The following is a 22,923-nucleotide window of genomic DNA, read 5'->3' on the forward strand; positions in this document are numbered from 1 at the left end:
TGTGTTAGTTGTCAACTGTGAAATATGTATTTCTTTGGAGCCGGAACAAGCACGTTAGCGACAGTAATATCAATTCAGCCAAGCATTGCAGTGAGAAAGCGTCGTTGTGTCCGTGACCCTTTGCTAACGTGGGGTTCGCTCATCATACACCCACACAAAGGAGGGACAAAACGATACTTTCGTAACTGCAATGATTGGGTAGTCATACAAAGAATAGCCTAACAGCAAGGTCAAAGATGGTTGAACCGGAACCTGGAAGACCGAGTAGCATGATTATCGAATCGGTGAGTACATGATGTTCCTGTCAGCGGCGCAACGCAAGATCCTTGAGACGGGATTCCATCACTTGTTGGAAGTGACCTCGAAATCCGGGGAGGTTGGTATACAGGGCTACGAAGCTGTTCGGGTTCATCCTGTACACTTGCACCGCCGTAGCGGTTCGGATGGTGGCCGTTCGCGGCGCCTTTTGGATCAGGGCGATCTCGCCGAAGTGGTCCCCGGGCTGCAGGCGGGCAATCACTTGCTCCGTGCGATCCGGTCCCTTCTGCATCACCTCGACGGTCCCTGACTTGATCACATACACGTGGCGTCCCTCGTCCCCCTCCCGAAAGATGATCTCGCCCGGTCCATACTGTTCAAGCACCATCGTCCGCTGGGAGAAGACGGCCACAATAGCGAAGAGGACGAGCCCAACCAGCAGTAACCCCTGCAGGAGGGTAAAACTCACCAGGAGGAACGACCCTTTCGTGGTCATGGCGAGCAAGCCGAGCAACGTGACGAACCCGACACAGAGCTGGGCCAGACCAATGAGTTTTGATCGCCAATCGCCGCTCCTGATTCCCGGTAAGATGCCTCCACGAACGTCGCGAGTCAACTGATCCCTCCCGTCTTCCGGCCTTGTTTGGGCAGAGTTACCGTATGGGCGGGACCGTGACACTCGAGGCACCTCATCTCCTCGCTTCGTATCTCGGGAGCCATAGCCACATGAATCGCCAGCGCCACGTATCGCTTGGCGCCATCATGACATTTTAAGCAGAAAGCGTTGGCAAGGGGGGCGCGCATCTTGATGGGTAACTCATACGAGTGAGTCCAGTGCTTGTAGGCATCTGTCAGCCCATTCAGCTTGGCTCGGAGGGTCCCATGGACGCCATAGTTGACGTGGCAAGAGTAGCACTCACTCCCTGACGACGACCGCTGTTGGAAATGATAGGCGGCGAGGGACCGGCTCTGACTGCTGCGCATGTCATCGATGTACGGTTGGTGGCAGGTCCCGCAGAACTGGACTTCCTTTGCATATTCAAGCGCGGTGAAATTACCAACGCCAAGGAGCAACAGCGGCAGAATGCCCAGGGACAGCAGATGCAGCCACAAGACATTCCCCTCGATCTGCCGGCCTTTGAAGACGATGAGCGTGACGACAATGCAGCCGAGAATAGCGATTGAGATGCCGATAGTGAGAAGAATCCCCCAATCCAGCCAACTTCCCCACTTCAACCCCTCGGCATTGACCATCTGTGCCTCAGCCAGCAACTTCGCTCCTACGGCCTCGATCCCGGCACCAGGACAAAGGCCCCTCGGCCATGCGTGAAGGCGACGAATCGATGCGTGGCCTGCTGACTCTTCAGGTCAAAGACCGCCACGTTGGGCATCCCGGTCTCCGGGCCCATATGCGTCCACGTGCTGCCGGCGGTGCCGCTCGTCCAGACCCCCAGGTCCGTCCCGACGTACACGATGGCGGGATCTCTGGGGTCCACGACCAGCGTATTGTGGGGGAGATCGACGGGCGGACTCACATTGGACCAGGTGGGCGCGCCGGACAACGCCGTGGTGGTCTTGAAAACGTGACCCGGCTGCCCAGGGGTCCCCTCATCAAAGCCGGATAGGGTCACGTAGAGCCCATTGGCGGTCGTCGGATCAAAGGCCAGGTCCGTCACCGCGCGATGGGGCACCCCGTTGCCGATGTCCACCCACGTGCGCCCCCCATCCGCGGTCAGCCGCAGCGCGCCACTGCCGCCCCCCACGGCGTAGGTGTTGCAGGTGGGATCGGACGGGGCAACGGCCAGGGCGGTGATCCCGCCGGCAAAGGTTCCACTGTGGTTGTCCACCCAGTCGGGGGTGGCCGCGCTAAAGAAGTTCGTGGTTCTCCACAGCCGGTCGGTACCCGCCAGCAGCACATCGGCATTGGCCGGACACGTGTCCAGGCGCGCGATAAAGGGCGCGCCAGTCTTGTCGATGCCGGCATCCGCCGCCTCGAACGAGGCGCCCCCATTCCTGGTGCGCCAGAGGCTGAGGGATTGCGACGAGACGGCCCAGTTCGTCTCCGGGCAGCTCGACGACAGCACGCTTGCGGCCCCATTCCCGCCGAAGACGAACCCCCACGGCTCCGTCTCGGTCCAACGCGCCGTGCCGGTCCCCTGGGTCCCGCCCAGGATCACGTTGCGATTGGTGGGGTGCAGGGTCCCCTCGTAGAACTGGGTGATGGCCAGCGTTGTGTTGTGGTCGGTCCAGGTGGCGCCGCGATCCGTGGTACTCCAGACGCCGCCATCGTTCCCCACGATCAGCCGACTCCCCGCCCACGCCAGGCGGTGCTGGCCCGCGTGAATGCCGTCTGAGGGCTGTGCCGCCATCTGGCTGATCTCCGTCCACGTGGGGGTCGCGCCGCAGTTCGTACACTCCCACAGGGGGATCCCGCCCGCGTACACGGTGCCGGCGTTGGTCGGGTCCACGAGGAGGGTGTGGCTAAACCAGCACTGGTCAGACGCCGCCGCATAGGCGCGATCCCAGCCGCAATACCCGTGCACCCCGGAGCCGTCGTCGGTCGCCCCGATGGGGATGCGGGTCCACGCGGGGCTCGGGGCCCAGGCGTTGTCGGTCCGCCAGAGGCCCAGCAGGCCGCCATCCGTCCCCACGCCGTCGAGGGCATCCTGGATGCTCACGTAGAGCGTGCTGGGCTGCGACGGGGCCAGGGCCACCTCTACCCGGCCGACCCCGCCGGTCATGGCGCTCCACGGCCCGTCGAGGCGCGTCCAGGTCTGGCCGGCGTCGAAGGAGCGATACACCCCGTTGCTCGGGGCGCCAAAGAGGTCGCCCAGGCCCGCGTAGTGTCTCGTGAAGGTGGTCGGATCCGCGACGAGGGCGGTGGCCGGGCCGGGCAAGGTGAGGGTCCAGGTGGTCCCTCCATCAGCGGAGGTGAAGAGGCCGGTTGGGGAAGGCCAGGGTGGCCAGGCCGCCACGCGTCCGGCGACTCCCGCCGAGGTCGCCGCGAGCACGCGGGCCGGATTGCCGGGATCGACCGTGAGGGCGCTGACGGCGGTGCTGGTGAACGTAGAGACGGCCAGGGACGTCCATGTGGCGCCGCCGTCGGTGGACTTCAGCAGCCCCGCCCCCCCGTAGGAGTCCCCGCTGTTGTTGGCCTCTCCGGTCCCCGCATAGATGATGGCCGGGTTGCTCGGGGCGAAGGCGATCGCCCCCATGGCCAGCGAGGGCTGGTCATCGGTCTTCGGGGTCCAGGTCGCCCCGGCATCGTGCGTGTCCCACAGGCCGCCCTGGGCTGCGCCGGCCACCCAGTGGGCGGGATTGCCGGGATCGACCGCGAGGGCCCCGATGCGCCCGCTCATCGGCCGCGTGGTGGCGGTGGCCCCAACCTGCCCGCCCAGTATCGGCCCCGGGCCGATCGCCATCCAGGTGTCGCTCGTGCCCGGTTCGGATCGGGAGGTTCGCTCAGTTTTCGACTGTTCGATCTGCTGGACGGCGCGGAGTCGGGCGCCCTCGGGGATGGTGCCCAGGGGATAGGCGCGCTGCTGCACGGTCCACGACCCCAGATGGCTGGGCTGACTGCTGGTGGGGGTGGGGAATTGCTGTACGGGCTCTCTCGCGCCCTCGGCCCGCATCATCGCGGTCTCCAAAAGAGCGGGGCTACAGGCCGCGAGGCTATTGAAGATGGCGGTGCAGCTCTTGGCGGCGTCCAGGGTCACCTGCCCACTGCTGGTGCAGTTGCCCGACCAGGCGGTGAAGGTCGAGCCGGGGTCCGGGATGGCGGTGAGGGTCACGGGGGTCCCGCCGGCAAAGCTCGCCGCACAGGTAGGACCGCAATCAATCCCGGAGGGGCTGCTGGTCACGGTGCCCGAGCCGGTGCCCGCTTTGGTCACGGTGAGGGTGGACGGGAGCAAGGTGAAGGTGGCGGTGCAGCTCTTGGCGGCGGTCATCGTCACGCTGCCATCGCTACAGTCGGGGTCACCCGACCAGCCGGTGAAGCTGGAGCCGGCGGCGGGGGTAGCGGTGAGGGTGACGGAGGTACCGCTGGCGTAGGGTTCCGTGCAGTCGGTGCCGCAACTGATCCCGGCGGGGCTGCTGGTCACAGTGCCGGAGCCGGTGCCCGCTTTCGTGACGGTGAGGGTGTAGGCGATCGGCGTCAACGTAAAGGTGGCGGTACAGACCTCATTCGCATCCATCGTGACCTGTCCACTGCTGGGACAGTCGCCACTCCAGCCGGTGAAGGTGGAGCCGGTGGCAGGGGTCGCGGTGAGGGTGACAAGGGTGCCGCTAGTGTAGGCTTCTGAGCAGTCGGTGCCGCAACTGATCCCGGCGGGGCTGCTGGTGACGGTGCCGGAGCCGGTGCCGGTCTTGGTGACGGTGAGGGTGAAGGAGAGTACATTAAAAGTCGCGGTGACGGACTTGGCCGCGTCCAGGGTCACGCTGCAGGCGCCGGTGCCCGTGCAGGCCCCCGACCAGCCGGCGAAGGTGGAGCCGGTCGCGGGGGTGGCAGTGAGGGTGACCGTGGCGCCGTTGGCAAAGGTCGTCGCACAGGTAGTCCCGCAACTGATCCCGGCGGGGCTGCTGGTCACAGTGCCGGAGCCGGTGCCCGCTTTGGTGACGGTAAGGGCGTAAGTGCTTAGTGTGAAGGTGGCGGTGCAGGTTTTGGCGGCGTCGAGGGTGACGCTGCCGTTCGTACAGTCACTGCCGGCAGCCCTACTCTTCTGGCTGCTGCGGCGACGCGCGAATACGGCTCTGTTCGAGGTGCTCGACCAGCCGGCAAAGGTCGAGCCGGGGTCGGGGGTGGCGGTGAGGGTGACGGAGGTGCCGCTGGCATAGGGTTCCGTGCAGTCGGTCCCGCAACTGATCCCGGCGGGGCTGCTGGTCACGGTGCCGGAGCCGGTGCCGGTCTTGGTGACGGTGAGGGTGTAGGCGATCAGGGTGAAGGTCGCGGTGCAACTCTTGGCAACGTCCAGGGTCACGCCGCCATCGCTACAGTCTGGGTCGCCCGACCAGCCGGTGAAGGTGGAGCCGGTCGCGGGGGTGGCGGTGAGGGTGACGGAGGTGCCGCCTGGAAACATCACTGTACAGGAGGGGCCGCAGTCGATCCCAGTGGGGCTGCTGATCACCGTGCCGCTACCGGTTCCCGCTTTGGTCACAGTGAGGGTGTAGGTGGTGCTGGCGAAGTTCGCCGTGACTGTGACATTGGCTGTGACGCTGCTATCCGTGCGCGGGTTGGCCGTCGAGCCGTCGCTCCAGGAGACGAAGTGGTAGCCCGTGTTGGGGACCGCCGTCACCGCTGTGCCGCTACCACCGGAGGCCACCGTCTGCGGCGACGTCCCACTGATCGTGCCGTTCGCTCCCGCCGTGTAGGTGAGGGTGTAGGAGATCGGCGTCGACGTAAAGGTGGCGGTGCAGGTCTTGTTGGCGGTCATCGTGACCAGCCCACCGCTAGTGCAGTGGCCCGACCAGCCGGCGAAGGTGGAGCCGGTGGCCGGGGTGGCGGTGAGGGTCACCGTGGTCCCGCTGGCAAAGGGCGTCGTGCAGGTCGCCCCGCAGGTGATCCCGGCGGGGCTGCTGGTCACCGTGCCCGAGCCGGTACCCACTTTGGTCACGGCGAGGGCAAACCCGCCCACGTCGATATTCAACTTGAAGACCGTGCCCAGATCGCCGGCCCCGCCACTATCAGTCGTCACGTACAAGGCGCCATCCGCGCCCTGAAGGAGACCGCCCACGGGGTGGGCCCCGTCGTCAACCCCACCCACAAAGTAATGCAGGAGGGTAAAGCCGCTGCCGTTGGTGTTCAGCTTAAAGATCGTGCCAAGATCGCTGACCCCGCCGTCATGCGTCGTCCCGTACAGGGTACCATCCGCGCCCTGGATAAGACCGGCCCAGGACTGGCTCCCGTCGGTAACTCCGCCGAAGCTATGCAGGAGGGTAAAGCCGCTGCCGTTGGTAGTCAGCTTAAAGACCGTACCCACGCCGGCCCCGCCACCCCACGTCGTCCCGTACAAGGCGCCATCCGCGCCCTGGATGAGACCGGCCAGGGGGTAGGCCCCGTCGGCACTCCCGCTCACAAAGGTGTGCAGGAGGGTAAAGCCGCTGCCGTTGGTAGTCAGCTTAAAGACCGTACCCAGACCGCTGGACCCGCCCAATTCAGTCGTCCCGTACAAGGCACCATCCGTGCCCTGGATGAGACCGGCCCAGGACTGGCTCCCGTCGGTAACTCCGCCCGCGAAGTGATGCAGCACGGTATAGCTGCTCCCGTCGGCATTGAGCTTGAAGACCGTGCCCAGATTGCTGGACCCGCCCTCATACGTCGTCCCGTACAAGGCGCCATCCGCGCCCTGGATGAGACCGGCCTGGGGGCCGCGCCCGTCGGCACCCCCGCCCACGAAGCTGTGCAGGATGGTATAGCCGCTCCCGTCGGCATTGAGCTTAAAGACCGTACCCAGACCGCCGGACCCGCCCCCAACAGTGGTCCCGTACAAGGCGCCATCCGCGCCCTGGATGAGACCGGCCCAGGACTGGCTCCCGTCGCCAACCCCGCCGAAGCTGTGCAGGACGGTATAGCCGCTGCCGTCGGCATTGAGTTTGAAGATCGTACCCAGATCGTTGGACCCGCCATTGTCAGTCGTCCCGTACAAGACGCCGTTCGCGCCCCGAAGGAGGCCACCCACGGGCCTGCGCCCGTCGGTACTCCCGCCCACGAAGGTATGCGGGAGGGTGGAACTCGGTGTTTGCGTGAAGGTGGCGGTGACGGCCTTGGCGGCATCCATCGTCACGTTGCAGGAGCCGGTGCCCGTACACGCCCCCGACCAGCCGGTGAAGGTGGTGGAGCCGGTGGCCGGGGTGGCGGTGAGAGTCACCGTGGTGCCGCTGCTAAAGCTTGCTGTGCAGGTGGCGCCGCAGTTGATCTCCAGCGAGCCGCTGGTCACGGTGCCGGAGCCGGTGCCTGCTTTGGTCACGGTGAGGGTGTACGTCACGGCGTCGAAGACGTAGGCGGCGCCCTGATCGACGTTGATGCCAATGTTGGCGTTGGCATATGGCACTCCTACGATGACGGTGTTACCACTGATGGCCACGGAGGCGCCGAAGTCGTCCCACGCCGCCCCGTCGGAGGCGGTGAGTTTTGTATTGAAGGTCGAGGTCGTCGCCCAGCCGGAGCCGGGCTTGACGAAGACATAGGCGGCGCCCTGGACACCGTTGTCACCGATGGCGGCTCCCCACGCCCCAATAACGACGGTGTCGCCGCTGATAGCCACGGAGTCGCCGAAGAGATCCCACGCTACCCCATCGGAGGCGGTGAGCTTGGCGGTCTGAGTCATCGTGGTCCAGCCGCCACCGGGCTTGACGAAGACATAGGCGGCGCCCTGCCAGCTGTTGCCACCGATGGTGGCGTGATACGCTCCTACGACGACGGTGTCGCCGCTGATAGCCACGGAGTTGCCGAAGTCGTCGCCCATTGCCCCGTCGGAGGCGGTAAGCGTCGCGGTCTGGGTCATCGTGGTCCAGCCGCCACCGGGTTTGACGAAGACGTAGGCGGCGCCCTGACTCCACCAACGCGTCCCCACGACCACCGTATCGCCGCTGATGGCGACCGAGAGGCCGAAGTTGTCACCTACGGCCTCGTCGGAGGCGGTGAGTTTGGCGGTCTGGGTCATGGGATTCGAGGCCGTCGCCCAGCCGGAGCCGGGCTTGACGAAGACGTAGGCCGAGCCTCGAATGCAGAGGGCGGAACAGGAGGGATCCCCTGGAGCTCCTACCACCACCGTGTCACCGTTGATGGCGACAGAGGTGCCGAAGCGGTCATCCACCGCTCCGTCGGAGGCGGTGAGCTTCGCGTCGAAGGTGGAAGTCGTCGCCCAGCCGGAGCCGGGTTTGACGAAGACGTAGGCGGCGCCCTGGTCCCAGTTGGCGCCGATGTCGGCCCAATATGCCCCCACGACGATGGTGTCGCCGCTGATGGCGACGGAGGTGCCGAACTTGTCATACGCATCCCCATCGGAAGCGGTGAGTTTGGCGGTCTGGGTCATCGTCGTCCAACTGGCGCCGGACTTGACGAAGACGTAGGCGGCGCCTTGATCGACGTTCGTGCCGATGTCGGCGTGATGCGCCCCTACGACGATCGTGTCGCCGCTGATGGCGACGGCGATGCCGAACTCGTTATCCACCGGCTGAGCAAAGACGTAGGCAGCGCCCTGGCTGGTGTTGGCGGCGCCCGCCCCCACAACGACGGTGTCGCCGCTGATGGCGACGGAGGTGCCGAAGACGTCAGAGGCCGCCCCGTCGGAGGCGGTGAGCTTCGCGGTTTGGGTCATGGTGGCCCAGCCGGTGCCGGGCTTGACGAAGACGTAGGCTGAGCCCTGATAGGTATTGGAGCCAATGGTGTCGGTGTCGGCCCCCACAACGACGGTGTCGCCGCTGATGGCGACGGACCAGCCGAACTCGTCACCCGCTGCCCCGTCGGAGGCGGTGAGTTTAGCGGTGAAGGTCGAGGTCGTCGCCCAGCCGGAGCCGGGTTTGACGAAGACGTAGGCGGCGCCCTGGTTGCTGTTGGAACCGATGTTGTCTCCATACGCCCCCACCACCACCGTGTCGCCGCTGACGGCGACGGAGTAGCCGAAGGCGTCAGAGGCCGCCCCGTCGGAGGCGGTGAGCTTAGCGGTCTCGGTCATGGTGGCCCAGCCGGTGCCGGGTTTGACGAAGACGTAGGCGGCGCCCTGGCTGGCGGTGGCGCCGATGTCGGCCCCCACCGCCCCCACCACCACCGTGTTGCCGATGATGGCGACGGAACGGCCGAAGAAGTCATACGCGGCTCCGTCGGAGGCAGTGAGTTTCGAGTCGAAGGTCGAAGTCGTCGCCCAGCCGGAGCCGGGTTTGACGAAGACGTAGGCGGCGCCCTGGTAGGCGGTGGCGCCGATGTTTGCGCGATACGGCCCTACGACGATGGTGTCGCCGCTGATGGCGACAGAGGTGCCGAATTCGTCACCCCCGGCCCCGTCGGAGGCGGTGAGTTTGGCGGTCTCGGTCATGCTCACCCAGTGAACAGCTTCGGGCACCTTGACAAAGACGTAGGCGGCGCCCTGATCGGCGGTGGCGCCGATGTCGGCCGACGGCACCCCCACGACGATGGTATCGCCGCTAATGGCGACGGAGTAGCCGAACTGGTCACTCGCCGCTCCGTCGGAGGCAGTGAGTTTAGCCTGCTGGCTCCAGACGCCGCCTGTGCGCGTGAAGACGTAGGCGGCACCTTGGTAGGTGTTGGAGCCAATGGTGGCGTACCACGCCCCCACGACCAGGGTGTCGCCGCTGATGGCGACGGAGTAGCCGAACTCGTCACCCACTGCCCCGTCGGAGGCGGTGAGCTTGGAGGTCTCAGTCGTCGTACTCCAGACACCCAGTGGATCGGAGGCGGTGAGTTTGGCTTGCTGGATGAATGGGTCGATGGTTAGCGGGTAGCGGGCATGGGTATCGTCCACTTGGATGAGCAGGCGCGGGCCGTCAGTCGTGAGCCACGCAGGGAGCGTCGCGCCGGTCGCATCGGTTACCGTGAGGCCCGTATAGCGGAGCTGGGGCGCGCCCGTATGGGTGAGCAACGTGGCCGCCGTCTTGCTCGTCTCCACGCGGGCTGTCAAATCCCCGCCGACGGTCAAGGCGAGAGTGAGCGGCCCGGTCCCGCGCCGTGGCGGCGCGCTCATGGTGATCCCCTGCTCCAGCCCAAGAGGGCCGTTGATGTACCATTCGGTGAGGGGACCGCGGCGGTACTCGATCCGGTTGTGCTCGGCGCGTGGCGCGGCATGGCGAACGGACTCGGAGGGCGTCCCGTACCCCCAGCCGGTGAGCTGAAGCGTGCCTGTGGTTTGCCCCTGCGTCAGCGTGAGGCCCGTATCCGTGAGCGTGGCGGTGAGACCGTGCTTGGAGTTATTGAAGCTGAAGCCGGTCCCCTGCGAACGGGCGCGGTAGGTCGACTGATCCTTTCCAAGGGTAGCGGCAATGGCGGCCTGGGCCGGGAGGGGCAGGTCGGCCAGGGTCTGTTGCTGTTTGGGGGCTGCCCAACTCGCGGATGGACGCATGAAGAGCCATCCGGCGAGGAGCAGGAGCAGTAATACGCTACGTTGTCGCTGAGACAGGTGTCGCAGCATCAGTACTCTCCTATTCGAACGCAGTGGTACTGGAACGGCACAAATTATCGGTACGCTACACAATTCCACCTGAAGAGTCAAGGTGAAAATACTTTCGCGTAAGAGGATTATCAGACTTGGCTGTCAACGCTATTCTATGGTAGAAAAGTGTAAGAAACTACAGTCTATCACCCGAAGAAAGTACGAGCTTATCCATGCCACATTGTATGTATTGTATGTATAAGACAACAGCGGGCTTGGTACCGATTGCACCGGTTCCAGCAAGGCCCAGACACTCGATGAAGATGATAAATATTGATTTCCTAGAAAATAGTGGCTATCCGGATTGATCTGTTGAAAACACCTGGTGGACACTCGGCGCTCATTTCGGATTAATCTGTGGAATCCGCCGAATGAATCCCGCATCCATTCCGACTAAAATCCATCAGGCGTACCGATGTTGATGCAGATTCGTGATGTCAGAAGGGCGGTGGCTTCCTCCCCAGCATGGGGTAGGCTGGGCACTCAGAGGAGCGCGCATTGACCCGCTGAGGGAGGAGGCTAACGCCCTGGGACACGTCGGCGTGGACGTGCACACACGCGTGTCGCAGATTGCCGTATTGAGCGCCAACGGGGACCTGACGCAGCATCGCCTGGAGAATGATCGGTTCCAGATGCCTCGGGTCTTCGGGCGGGTTCCCGCCCCACCCCGGTGATGCGTCTGGCGATACTGGGAGGACCGCGACCGACACAGTTGCCCGAGGATCGACGATGCCCTGGAACTCATCCTTAGGGTGAGTCCTCCCCAAGAGGAGGAGCGGAGGTTGAGGAAGGGACAGGACTTGACAAAGCTGATGCTCGCAGAGTAGAGATATTTGTAATCTACACTGCCACCTACGTTATGACGGTATTCCAAACACGCTTGCGGGTGTGGTCGACAGGCGCGGGCGGCCCTGAGACAACGCGGGCCGCCCGAGGTCGCATTGGGCATCGAACGCGGGGGCACGGCCCGGTCGGGTCCCCCAGAGGAGGAGTAAGCAATGCGCAGTATCCGCACGTCGATCGCTGTCCTGGGGGGGGAATCGCCCTGAGCGCCGGCGGGCGCGTCCGCCGCCTCGCCCTGAATGTGCTCGTCACCACGCTCCTCGTCTTGAGCGGCGCTAGCTTGGCTGCTGCCCAGACGACGTACTACGTCCGCGGCGACGGCGGTGCCGCCGCCCAGTGCACCGGTCTCGCCAACGCGCCCTACCCGGGCTCTGGCCTCGGGCAGCCGTGCGCCTGGAACCATCCGTTCCAGGCCCTTCCGCCAGGCGGCGCCGCCCGCATGCGCGGCGGCGACACGCTCATCATCGGCGCCGGCAGCTACGCCGTCGGCATCGGCGCGCCCGGCGCCGAGGGCTGCGACCCCGGCGACTCTCCCCACTGTCTGCTGCCCCGGGTGCCGTCAGGTCCGGACCTGAGTCGGCCCACGCGCCTCCTCGGCGCCGGCTGGGACGGCGGCTGTCCGAGCCCGCCCGAGCTGTGGGGCCGCGAGCGCCTCGCCTACGTGATCAACCTCGAAGGCTCGTCCAACGTGGAGCTGGCCTGCCTCGACATCACCGACCACTCCTCCTGCATTGAGGACCACAACCAGGAGCGCCTTCCGTGCGTGGGCTGCAACGTGGCTTGCAACAGGACCGTATCCCCCTACGGCGACTGGGCCGAGATAGGTCTCTATGCCGCCGACTCGGCCAACGTCCACCTGGCCGACCTCAACATCCACGGGCTTGCGGTCGATGGTGTCCTCGCCGGCCGGCTCAGCAATTGGACGGTCGAGCGGGTGCGCATCATCGGCAACGGTGCTGCCGGCTGGAACGGCGACCTCACCGGCGACGGCAGCAACACCTCCAACAGCGGTGACATCGTCTTTAGGAAGCTCGAGGTCGGCTGGAACGGCTGCTCCGAGACCTACCCGTCTCGGAGCATCGCGGTCAACACCTGCTGGGCGCAGATGGCGGGCGGCTACGGCGACGGCTTCGGCATCGGCTTCAGCCAGGGTCGCTGGGTGTTTGAGGACGCTGACTTCCACCACAACACCTCCGACGGCCTCGACCTCCTCTACCTCCAGGGGCAGTCGAGCGTCGAGCTCCGCCGCGTCCGCACCGAGGCCAACGCCGGCAACCAGCTCAAGATGGCGGGCTCGGCCCGAGTCGAGAACGCTGTGGTCGTCGGGAGCTGTGGGTACTTCCAGCGTGCCGGGTCACCGCTCATGGTCGAGGGCGATCACTGCCGCGCCGCCGGAAACGCCGTGGCCTTCGAGCTGAACCCGGGCAGCCAGGTGACGCTCATGAACAGCACGGTGACTGGCGAGGGCAATGTCCTCATCGAGGAGAGCTGCCACGGCCCATGGCCGGGCGCGCCTACTCCGCAACCGGATTGCCTCGGCACCGAGCGCGTGACCGTGCGCAACACGATCCTCCTGGGCCAACCCCAGTGGGGCGATCCGACGACGCCCGTCGTCTACCACTACTGGGAGCTGGCGCCGGGCGAGGTGCCCCCCACCCTGGTCCGGCCAGACCCGCTCGATGTCGCCTCGAACCTCGACTTCGGGGTTCGCGACGGCGAGTGCCCGGGCATCGGCGACATCTGCGGCCGGGATCCGCTGCTCGCCAACGCCACCCTCGCGTCCTTCGACGGCCGCCTCAAGCAGGGGAGCCCCGCGATCGACGCCGGTACTAACACGGGGTGCCCGGTCACCGACCAGCGCGGTGTGGTCCGCCCGCAGGGCGCGGCCTGCGACATCGGGGCGTATGAGTTTGGGCCTGCTGTCGCGGCAGTCGTGCTCAATGGGTCAGCGTTCCGCACGGGCCAGGCGATCGCCTATCAGGCCACACTCATTCCAGGCATCACACCGGCCCAGGTGGACATCTACCTTGGCGCCATCCTGCCCGATGGGGGTACGTTCCTGTCGCTCGTCCAGGTGTCTCCTGGGGTCATCTCCATCGCCCTCGGTCCCGCCCCCGTTCCCTTCTTGGCGAACGTGCCGCTCACGCAGACCGTTGTACCATTCTCGTATGCATTCACCGGCGGTGAGCCAGTCGGCACCTACTTTACCTATGCGGGCTTAACGATTGCCGGGAGCAATCCCTTCGAATCCGCGAATCAACTCAATCTCGGGATCCAACCTTTCGAGCGTACCCCATAGATACGGTATGAGGGTCACGTAAATGCTTGATCGTTCACTTGCCATGTCAGGTGCAGATGATACCCCCCGTAATCTGCACGTCGTCGCCCTCTCCTCAAGACGCTATCCCCTCCTCTCAACCGATAGCGCTTTCTCCTGGCATCCCGATAGCACAGCCCATCTAACGGTAAGGCGGCTCTCCCCGTACTCTACCTCCAAGTCGCCATACCGAATGACGGGTGGAGCCGGGATCTCATGGGCGTGTTGCTCGTGAGAACTGAAGAGATCGGAGCGGACATTGCTACAATGTCGCGGCTATTTCACGAAGGCTGCCTACAACCCATTTTCCACAGATCAATCTGGATCGCCAAAATAGTATTCAGCAATCAGCGCTCAGCCGTCAGCTTCAGATAAACCCCCCTGACCCCCCTTTCGCAAAGGGGGAAAAAGGAGAATGGCTGCCAAAAGGGGGGATGCTAAAAGGCCAGGGAACCCACAGAAAACTCGGAAGAGCCCATTTGAGACTTGACCGCTATGCCGGCCAGCCGTATACTTGTCTTGCTTGTATTACACATGAGGAGGTAAACCATGCCGGTGTCTATCTCACTACGACTGCCTGAAGCCACGGCGAAGGCGCTCGACGAGCTGGCAAGCGCCACTGAGCGGTCAAGGACCTATCTGATTCGGAAGGCGCTGGAAGCCTATATGGCGGAGTACGCTGACTACCAGGTAGCGTTGGACCGATTGCGGGACAAGGACGATCCTGTCATCTCCTCGACTGAGCTACGGAAGCGCCTTGGCCGCAAGCATTGAGTACAAGGCCTCCGTCGCGCGGGATCTGCGGAAGCTCGGTCACGCTGCAGCGGTGCGGGTTCTGCTGAAAGTCGAGCGGATGCTGGCCTCAGAGGGGCACCAGGGGGAAGCTCTCTCCGGAGCATTCGCAGGATTGTACAAACTTCGCGTAGGGGACTATCGCGTCATCTACGCTAGAACGGAGGAAGGATTCCTCGTGCTCCGGATTGGTCACCGCGAAGACGTGTACAAAAAAGGGCGACCTGAGGTCAACTAACGATGCACGCGCCGGATCGTAAACGGCTTCGCCGGATTTTCCGCTGGGGGCTGGCCGTTGGGTCCGTGGTGGTCGTCGTCGCTCTCCTCGGCACCTTCGACGGCCCGGAACTCAAAGCGCTTGATGCCCGCTTCCTCCTCAGGGGTCCCCAACAGCCCGCCTCCCCCATCGTCATTGTGGCGATCGACGACAACTCCTTCCAGGAGCTGTATGAGCGAGGGGCTCAGTGGCCCTGGCCCCGGTCGTGGCACGCGGAATTGATTGATCGGCTCAGCAGGGGGCGTCCGCGCCTCATCGGTTTCGACATCCTCTTTACCGAGCCGAGCCGGTTCGGCCCCCAGGACGATCGGGCGTTCGCAGACGCCATCCGACGGGCCGGAAACGTGGTTCTGGCGGCCCACCTTAGTTGGGGGCAGATCGCCGCGGAGGGGACGGAAGGCGGATCCGTCGTGGGCGCCAAGGAGAGTTTGGACCTCCCCCTTCCCCTCTTGAGAGACCAGGCGGCGGGATACGGCTTTGTGAATATGTCGCCTGATACTGATGCCTTCATCCGGCGGGCCCAGATCACCCGCAGCCACCAGGGAAGGCCGGAGCCAAGCTTCGTCACACGCCTCTTCGAGCTGGCCTCTGGCGTTCAGGGGAAGGCCCAGACGGACGAACCCGTCCTGATCAATTTCCGCGGGCCTGTCGGCACCTTTCCCACCATCCCGTACTATCAGGTCCTGCTGGGGGAGGTGGGGCCGGAGACGTTCGCGGGAAAGATTATATTGGTCGGATCGGCAGCCCCCAGCTTGCAGGACCTCTTCCCGACCCCCTTTGCCGCCCAGCAGAGGATGTTGGGGGTGGAGATCCAGGCGAACCTTCTCGAAACCCTCCTTCAGAAGATCGCGCTAATCCACCCACCGTTGCTCTTCCATCTCTTCGTGGTGATGGTCTGGGCCCTGGTCGCCGCGTGCATCGGCTTTCTTTTCCGACCCCTGAAGGGGTTCGGCCTCGTGGCCGGCTTGAGCCTGGTGTACGGCCTCGCCGCCGTGGCGGCGTTCGTCTGGTTCCGGGTGTGGCTCGACATCGTTGCGCCGTCCACGGCCCTCTTCACCACCTATGGCGCCGTCGTCCTCCGCAACTACATCCAGGAGGAAGGGGAGAAGCGGCGGCTCTCCCGCTACTTCTCGCCGGCCGTCCTGGATGAGATCGTGCGCCACCCGGAAAAGATGAGTTTAGGTAGCGCCAGAAGGCGGGCGACGATCCTCTTCTCCGACATCCGCGGGTTTACGTCCATCTCGGAACAGCTCCCGCCGGAGGAGGTGGTGGAGCTTCTGCGGGAATATCTCACCGCCATGACCGAGATCGTCTTCAAGCACGGCGGCGTAGTGGACAAATTCATCGGCGACGCGATCATGGCGTTATACGGGGTGCCGCTTTCGTACGAAGATCATGCCGCCCGTGCGGTCAGAACCGCGTTGGAGATGCAAGCCCAAACGGCGGCCCTGGCGACCCGATGGGCCGACAGGTGCGGGGCGCCGCTCCGAATCGGGGTGGGGATCCATACTGGGGAGGTTGTCGTCGGAACCATGGGCTCGGCCCAGCGGCTGGAGTATACCGCCATCGGGGACACGGTGAATCTGACCTCTCGGCTGGAGGGGATGACAAAGGACCTGAACGCCTCGATTGTGATCAGTCAGGATACCAAGACGGAGATCGAGGGACTCTTTGATGTCCGGCGACTAGGCCAGGTCAAGGTGAGAGGTCGGGAGACGCCGGTGGAGGTCTATACCGTGGTGACTGAGGCGAACGCGGATTAAAACCGCCAGGCGAGGCTGACAGAGACGACCTGTCGATCGTAATTGAACGCGTCGAGTCTCGAATTGTTATCGTCGAGCAGAAAATCAACCAACACCACCATGTTGTAGGGAAGGTCTTTCGCAACGCTGACCAGGTGGCGCGGTTCAAAGTCGCGGCGGCGGACGGTATTCGGCCGATCCACCGGGAGTAGGCTGTTCGGATGCCAATAGAACCGCCAATGGAGATCGAAGTCGTACCGCAAGCGGACCCCCCACTCTGAAATAGTATACTGGGCGCCCACCAGCGCGCGGTGACCCTGATAGCTCCAGTTTCTCCCCTCCGCATCATCCACGTCGAACTGATATCCCAGCCTGATAAAATGCCGATCCTCCGCAAATCGAATGGTGTGGGTGAAGCCGGCCATATAATTCCTCGCATCCCGCACCTCTTCCGGGGGAATGCCTTGATCGTCAAAGTCTTTATGCTGAAAGCGGACGAAGAGCGAGGTCAGATGCGAGAAATTTTCGGCCAACGAGAAGAACGGTTGGGCGCTCACCACGTTGACAAACTTATGTGTCGGATTGTCCAGGGAGACAAAGGCATCAGCAACCTCGATCCCCGCAAAAAAAGGCATCCGGTTCACGGTATTCCTGTAGGTCCCCCCGATCGATCCGGTATGGCTCTGGATGTTAAAGTTCGACAGGTGGTTGTTCCAGGTCTGCGAGAACGTGTACGAGGCCGTGGCCTCCCAATCAGCGGTCTGCAGCCACGTGTAGGCAAGACGGAGGCTTCCGAGCTCTCCATCGCTTCGATGCTTCCGCGCACGCAGGTCCTGGGCTACGATGTCGGCGCTGGCACTGGGAACAACCGCGACGTTATCATCATAGAAATACCCGAGCCGCAGTTCGCCTTCGAACCGCCGCGCCCCCTTGTAAGTCGGCTCAAGCAATTCTCGGAACCGTTGGGCGGACGTCACCAGCGGGGAGAGCGGCTGAATACGGATGATCTCTTCGACCTCAGCTCTGGCCTCTGCGAGCGATCCTGATGCGCTCATGGCCAGGCCAATGTAGAACCGGGCGAGCTGGTTAAAGGTCGCATCACTGGGAACGTTCGCACGAAGGAATCCGAGCGCTTCTTGGTAATGCTGCTGTCGGTACTCGATCACCCCGAGATAATACCCCAGGTTCGGATATTGGGGTTGCGCGCGCAACACCTCCCTGAACAAGGGGTCTGCCTTCTCATATTGTTGCTGATTAAAAAGGAAGACGCCGAGCTGGAAGGCCACATCAACATCGGTGGGATCAAGCGCGCGAGCCTTCTCCAACGCATCCTGGGCATCATCCGATCGATCCAAGGCGATGGACACGAGACCCTGGTAGTACAGCGCCTCGACATTGTCCGGATCGAGGCGAAGGGCTTCCCACAACTCCTCCAACGCGTCGGCGTACCGTCGCTCCTCATAGGCAATGATGGCTCGATCGGTATAGACGATCGCCTCGGCCGGCTCTTCCGCCCATGCGTCGGAAACCATCCGACTCAGGAGGATAGCGAACAGCACGAACACTGTACCCCAACGTCTCAAACATCTCCTTCGCATGCGAATCCCGCTTTATCTCGGCGGCGGCGGTGGCGGTGATGGCGGTGGAGGAGGAGGATTGGCTACCACCTGCGGTATCTGTCTGGCGGAGGGGAAAGTCGTCTGCGTCACACCCCCCACCGACGACGACGTTCCAGACGACGACGTTCCAGACATGGACGGCGTGGGGAGAGCTGGGGGACGCGTGGTCGTCCGCGCCATTTCGGTGACGGTTTCGACCTGGGTCTGGGTATTCTCCACCTTATGGGAGGGCCCGGCGTTGAGCCCTGCCTGCGCCTTGCCGACCTCGGCCGGGGTCATCTCCTTGACAGGTCCACCCTGGATACCGGTTGCCTGGGTACCGGTCGTGGTCACCATTTTATTGAACGTCAGGGCGAATGGTGTCTGGCCCAGAGGGGTGATAAGCGCTTCTCCGGAGATCATAGAGAAGATCGTGTGGGCGAGTTCTGGGATGTATTGGGCAATGATCGTTGATCCACGGACCGCAGCCACGGCGTTCGGGGTCTGGATCAAGACCTCGCTCCCCGGACTCAAGAGACGGCGTGAGATGCTCACGCGGATCTTGCCTGTGGAAAGGTTGAAGATGGAGCGGGTCGCGCCGGTGGGGAGGGTTTCTTCCCGGAGCTCAAAGCGAGTGAGTTCGCGGACGGTAACGGTAAACTTTCCCCCAAGAAGGGTCCGGACAACCGAGTCCTTTTGGGTATCCACGATGTCGTGGAGGAACAGATCGTCCTTGAAATGGAGCGCGGTCGGCGTTGGGAGGCGAGAAGCCGTCAATTGAGCTGTGCCGCGGATGGCGGTCACCACTCCAACCGGCGACTCCTGGGCCGACGCTAGAAGGGGCGAGAAGAGGAAGAGCGTCAGAGTGAAGAAAAGGACTCCGATGAGACGATGCCGCCATTGCTTCCGCATGGCCTTCTTCCTTTCGCAGTCCGAGGGAAAACGTAAGTCAGGCCAAGGATATCCGATGACAAACGGTATGGCTCATCGCGCAAGTCCATGGGCCACAGCCTGATCGCTTGGCTCCAGAGGAGCTTTCGAAGGAATCCGAGTTGCGGCTTTTTCCTCCCAGGCCGCATAGTCCTCAGTAAAATATTTCAGCCGAACTTTTTTGAATTCCCGCGTCGTCCACAGCATTGCGTAATCGCTAATTCCAGCCTCCAGGCTGATCGCCGCCACCGTTTCTTCACACGCTTCTCGGCTCTTCTGATGGACCATCGTAAAGAGCGTAAAGGGCCACTCCGGGTAGGCGGGGCGCTGATAGCAGTGGCTCACCGCGCGAAATTGCGCCATTTGAAGTCCTACAGCCTCTACCTTTTCTTCGGGTACAGGCCACGCCACCATCACATTCCCGGCGTAACCGGCCTTGCGATGGTTCAAAATCGCGGCAAAGCGACGCATGATGTTCCGCTGCAGTAACTCCTGGGCACCGGCTAACACCGCCTCAACGTCCAGTTCGCACTGCCGGGCGACCTCGCGAAACGGCTCCTCAACGAGCGCCAGATCATGTTGCAAAACCCGCACGATCTGACGCTCCGTAGGACTTAAGCCATTCCCAACAGCCCCGTTACCCGTGAAGAAATTACCCGTTTCCTTACGTACGCCCGCTGCTTCAGCGTCCATATCCAGGCGCACCCCAATCTTGAAGACTCTGAGCGCCGGAAAGAGCCGTGCCGCATTGGCACCTGCATCTCGCGCCAAAACGGCCATACTGGTCTCAAGCCCGAGTTGGCTCTCGGGAGCGACAGCAAGGGTAAACCACATATTGTACGGGCAATACGCAGCAGGCCTGTAGTCGTTAGAAAATGCGAACGAACGCAGATAATTGTGGCTTACACCCGGATGAGCGTTAACCAGGACAGCCGCTTCGTCAACACGCTCCTCACGCAGCCTGAAGCCGACCAGCGATGACCGATAGCCAAGGCGCGATGTATCGAAGATAGCGCCGATGTTCCGAATAATGCTGTCGGCTTTGAGCCTGGCAATGCGCTCAAGCACATCACCCTCGGTCAGTCCCAGGCCTTCACCTAGAGCGCGGTACGGGCGCTCCACAAGTGGGATACCGGCCTGCACCGCATCCAGCAGTTTACCGTCAATCGCGTCTATCCCAATCACCAAGATCCCTCCATTCTATAACTCTGAACTTCTGCGGCCGAGCGGCGATTAGCGCAGGGATTATTCTCGACTTTCTTCGGATCCCTTCACTCTGGTCTCTTCTCTTCCTGAGACGAAACGGGCGAGAATGCTTTTACCGATAGGTCTTGGCCAACGTGACACTGCAAGCAAAAATGATTGCGCGTCGGATGCGGGACGATCGGAGCCCCGGCGATCCCGAATTCGTGACAAGCCAGGCACACGCCTTTCCTCGCTTCCGCATCGTGGGGGATTAAGGGCGGAGCGCCTTCATAGGCACGAGGCAGTCTCTTACTGCCTTGTTGGGCAGCAACCTGTCCAACAAGCGTACTGACGCTCAGAGCGGCCAACAAGCCCAGAAAGAAAATCCGGAGGCAGAATCTCGTAAGCGGCTTCATCATGATCCCTCACGCCTTCTCGATCCGAACCGCACACTTCTTAAAGTCCGGCTGCTTGGAAATAGGATCGTAGGCATCAAGCGTCACCAGATTGATTAAAACATTTTCGTCAAAGAAAGGAACAAAGATCACTCCTTTCGGGACCGTGTTTCTTCCATCCAGTTGGGCCTTTGTGACGATCTCACCGCGGCGCGATTGGACACGGACTGAGTCGCCGGCCTTGATTCCCAAGGCGCCCGCGTCCTCGGGGTTGATCCACACGGGGGCAAAGGGGACGGCACGATGAAGCTCAAGGACTCTCCTCGTAATGGTCCCTGTATGCCAGTGTTCAAGAACGCGACCTGTCGTGAGCCACAAAGGATATTGCTTATCGGGCTGCTCGGCGGGTGGCTCATAGGGGCGCTCCCAGATTACGGCGCGGCCATCAGGCTGACCGTAAAAACGAACACCCTCGCCCTTCTTGACATACGAGTCGAACCCCTCCCTGTAGCGCCACCTGGTTTCTTTTCCTTCGACAACCGGCCAGCGCAGTCCGCCCCGGACCTTCGCATACACGTCATAGGGCGCGAGATCTTTTCCCGACCCCTGGCCAAACTTTCGATACTCCTCGAAGAGCGCCTTTTGCAGGGGCTCCTCCCCATAGGCAAACAGGTGTCCCAAATCAAGACGCTTGGCCAATTCAATAATCTGCCAGAGATCGTCCTTCGCTTCACCAGGCGCGTCTACCATCTTGAACCAGTGCTGCGTGCGCCGCTCGGTGTTACCAACCATCCCCTCCTTCTCAACCCACATGGCCGACGGAAGGATGAGATCGGCGTGCCGAGCGGTTTCGCTGGGATACACCTCGGAGACAACGATAAACCGCTCGCCTCCCTTTCGCGCACCCTTGCGATAGCGGCCCACATGGGGCAAGGTCTGAAAAGGGTTGGTGGTGTTGATCCATATGACCTTGATATCCCCGCGATCCAGCGCGCGAAACATCTCCATGGTGTGGTAACCGGGCCTAGATGAAATCTTCTCAACTGGGACGTTCCAGATGTGCGCTGTTTTTTTGCGATGCTCTGGGTTCGCAATCAACATGCCGCCAGGAAGAGCGTGGGACAGTACTCCTACCTCCCGCGAAGTCCCGCACGCTGAAGGCTGCCCGGTCAGCGATAAGGGACCGTTGCCAGGCTCGGCAATTTTTCCGGTCAGAAGGTGGAGGTTATAGACAAGATTATTGATCCAGGTCCCGCGCACGTGCTGGTTGAAGCCCATCGTCCAACAGGACACGGCCTTACGCTTGGGATCGCCCAATAACCGGGCAATCTGACGGATCGTGTCAGCCGGGACGCCGGAGAGTTTTTCCGCATATTCCGGTGTATAGGTTTCCAGGAATTTCTTATACTCCTCGAAACTGATCGGTTGCGCCTTGTCAGCAAAAGGTTTGTACGTCTTCCAACTGGTTTCCGAAGCCCCGCCATACTCAAAGTTATCCCCTACGCCATAGCCGATTCCTGTCAGCCCCTTCTTGAAGGTGACATGCTGCTGAATAAATGCCTCATTTGCAAGTCCCTCTTTCACGATGATATGGGCCATGGCATTCGCGATAGCAAGATCCGAGTGAGGCTTGAAAATAGCGACGATATCCGCAGGTTCATCGGTGCTGCGGTTCAGATAGGTTTGCAGGCTGATGATCTTGACGTTGGAATCCTGGTGCTTTCGCTCAACCATCCGCGAATAGAGGATCGGATGCATCTCGGCGAAGTTTGAGCCCCAGACAAAAAAGGTATCGGTCAACTCAAAATCGTCGTAACACCCCATCGGCTCATCCATGCCGAAGGTCGAGTAGAAACCGGCCACGGCCGAGGCCATACAGAGACGTGCATTGCTCTCGACGTTGTTGGAGCCTATCCCAGCCTTCATCAATTTATTGATGGCGTAACCTTCAAAGATGGTTGTTTGACCCGAGAAGTACACCGCTACCGACTCCGGACCATGTTGTTGGATAGTCTCTTTGAACTTAGAGGCCATGATATCCAACGCCTGATTCCAAGAGATCTTGACAAACTTGTTACCTTGGCGAAGCAGCGGTGCACTATAGCGGTCAGGGCCATAGAGAATTTTGGGTAAACTATAGCCTTTGATACAGAGAAGGCCTCGATTGACGGGAGCCTCCGGATCTCCCTTGACAGCTACCACCTTGCCTTCCCGAAGCCCTACCAGCACGCCGCATCCGACGCCGCAGAAGCGACAGGGGCTCTTCTTCCAGGCCTCTACTGCCGTCTCAGCAGCCTCCGCGAGACCCTCAGGGGTAGGGAGTAATGCATCAGGCGAGGAAATGATTGCCGCGCTTGCTCCCACCAAGGTCTTTAACAGTTCTCTACGAGAAAGTTTCATAATCGGCACCTCACCGTCACCGTATC

At 62.4% G+C, this 22,923-nt stretch carries 12 protein-coding genes; 5 read left to right on the top strand and 7 right to left on the bottom strand.

The window, feature by feature from the left end; genetic code table 11:
- Positions 1 to 304: 304 nt before the first annotated feature.
- From PHV01_RS05335 to PHV01_RS05345, 3 genes are read right to left on the bottom strand one after another with little or no spacing between them, the layout of a single operon-like run.
- A complete protein-coding gene (locus PHV01_RS05335) occupies positions 305 to 874 on the bottom strand; it encodes a cyclic nucleotide-binding domain-containing protein (protein ID WP_337290110.1) in 570 nt (189 codons plus the stop codon).
- A complete protein-coding gene (locus PHV01_RS05340; protein WP_337290111.1) occupies positions 871 to 1,530 on the bottom strand; it encodes a NapC/NirT family cytochrome c in 660 nt (219 codons plus the stop codon). Before PHV01_RS05340 ends, PHV01_RS05335 begins: the two co-directional genes overlap by 4 nt.
- 8 nt (positions 1,531 to 1,538) lie before the next feature.
- Positions 1,539 to 10,397 (bottom strand): choice-of-anchor tandem repeat GloVer-containing protein, encoded by an 8,859-nt coding sequence (locus PHV01_RS05345; RefSeq protein WP_337290112.1) that lies wholly within the window; start codon positions 10,395 to 10,397, stop codon positions 1,539 to 1,541.
- Between the two features lie 455 nt (positions 10,398 to 10,852).
- Between PHV01_RS05345 and PHV01_RS05350 the strand changes: the two genes are divergently transcribed.
- The 5 genes from PHV01_RS05350 (at position 10,853) to PHV01_RS05370 (ending at position 16,410) form a co-directional block, all read left to right on the top strand.
- The gene (locus PHV01_RS05350) at positions 10,853 to 11,092 is read left to right on the top strand and encodes a hypothetical protein (RefSeq protein WP_337290113.1); all 240 of its coding nucleotides are present in this window, start codon (positions 10,853 to 10,855) and stop codon (positions 11,090 to 11,092) included.
- 608 nt (positions 11,093 to 11,700) lie between these two features.
- A complete protein-coding gene (locus tag PHV01_RS05355; protein WP_337290114.1) occupies positions 11,701 to 13,560 on the top strand; it encodes a choice-of-anchor Q domain-containing protein in 1,860 nt (619 codons plus the stop codon).
- Positions 13,561 to 14,127: 567 nt separating this feature from the next.
- A complete protein-coding gene (locus tag PHV01_RS05360) occupies positions 14,128 to 14,352 on the top strand; it encodes a ribbon-helix-helix domain-containing protein (RefSeq protein WP_337290115.1) in 225 nt (74 codons plus the stop codon).
- Positions 14,336 to 14,608, top strand: a complete 273-nt coding sequence (locus PHV01_RS05365) for a type II toxin-antitoxin system RelE/ParE family toxin (RefSeq protein WP_337290116.1) — start codon at positions 14,336 to 14,338, stop codon at positions 14,606 to 14,608. The genes PHV01_RS05360 and PHV01_RS05365 overlap by 17 nt, the downstream gene beginning before the upstream one ends.
- A 2-nt stretch (positions 14,609 to 14,610) precedes the next feature.
- Positions 14,611 to 16,410, top strand: coding sequence for an adenylate/guanylate cyclase domain-containing protein (locus PHV01_RS05370; RefSeq protein ID WP_337290117.1), 1,800 nt, complete (start codon positions 14,611 to 14,613; stop codon positions 16,408 to 16,410).
- Here the strand turns inward: PHV01_RS05370 and PHV01_RS05375 are convergent.
- The 4 genes from PHV01_RS05375 to PHV01_RS05390 form a co-directional block, all read right to left on the bottom strand.
- Complete coding sequence (locus PHV01_RS05375; protein WP_337290118.1) at positions 16,407 to 17,972, bottom strand: tetratricopeptide repeat protein; 1,566 nt, start codon at positions 17,970 to 17,972, stop codon at positions 16,407 to 16,409. The two genes, PHV01_RS05370 and PHV01_RS05375, sit on opposite strands and share 4 nt — an antisense overlap.
- 27 nt (positions 17,973 to 17,999) lie before the next feature.
- Positions 18,000 to 18,899: a hypothetical protein gene (locus PHV01_RS05380; protein ID WP_337290119.1), complete on the bottom strand. Its 900-nt coding sequence runs from the start codon at positions 18,897 to 18,899 to the stop codon at positions 18,000 to 18,002.
- A gap of 72 nt (positions 18,900 to 18,971) precedes the next feature.
- Positions 18,972 to 20,102 (bottom strand): AsnC family transcriptional regulator, encoded by a 1,131-nt coding sequence (locus PHV01_RS05385; RefSeq protein ID WP_337290155.1) that lies wholly within the window; start codon positions 20,100 to 20,102, stop codon positions 18,972 to 18,974.
- A gap of 425 nt (positions 20,103 to 20,527) precedes the next feature.
- A complete protein-coding gene (locus PHV01_RS05390; protein ID WP_337290120.1) occupies positions 20,528 to 22,897 on the bottom strand; it encodes a molybdopterin-dependent oxidoreductase in 2,370 nt (789 codons plus the stop codon).
- Between the last annotated feature and the right edge of the window lie 26 nt (positions 22,898 to 22,923).

This window comes from Candidatus Methylomirabilis sp. (assembly GCF_028716865.1).
Lineage (GTDB): Bacteria > Methylomirabilota > Methylomirabilia > Methylomirabilales > Methylomirabilaceae > Methylomirabilis.

Excerpts from the sequence above, each read along its gene's own strand:
- PHV01_RS05380 (WP_337290119.1), bottom strand. The coding sequence starts at position 18,899 with ATGCGGAAGCAATGGCGGCATCGTCTCATCGGAGTCCTTTTCTTCACT.
- PHV01_RS05360 (WP_337290115.1), top strand. The coding sequence starts at position 14,128 with ATGCCGGTGTCTATCTCACTACGACTGCCTGAAGCCACGGCGAAGGCG.
- PHV01_RS05370 (WP_337290117.1), top strand. The coding sequence starts at position 14,611 with ATGCACGCGCCGGATCGTAAACGGCTTCGCCGGATTTTCCGCTGGGGG.
- PHV01_RS05350 (WP_337290113.1), top strand. The coding sequence starts at position 10,853 with ATGTCAGAAGGGCGGTGGCTTCCTCCCCAGCATGGGGTAGGCTGGGCA.
- PHV01_RS05390 (WP_337290120.1), bottom strand. The coding sequence starts at position 22,897 with ATGAAACTTTCTCGTAGAGAACTGTTAAAGACCTTGGTGGGAGCAAGC.
- PHV01_RS05355 (WP_337290114.1), top strand. The coding sequence starts at position 11,701 with ATGCGCGGCGGCGACACGCTCATCATCGGCGCCGGCAGCTACGCCGTC.
- PHV01_RS05345 (WP_337290112.1), bottom strand. The coding sequence starts at position 10,397 with ATGCTGCGACACCTGTCTCAGCGACAACGTAGCGTATTACTGCTCCTG.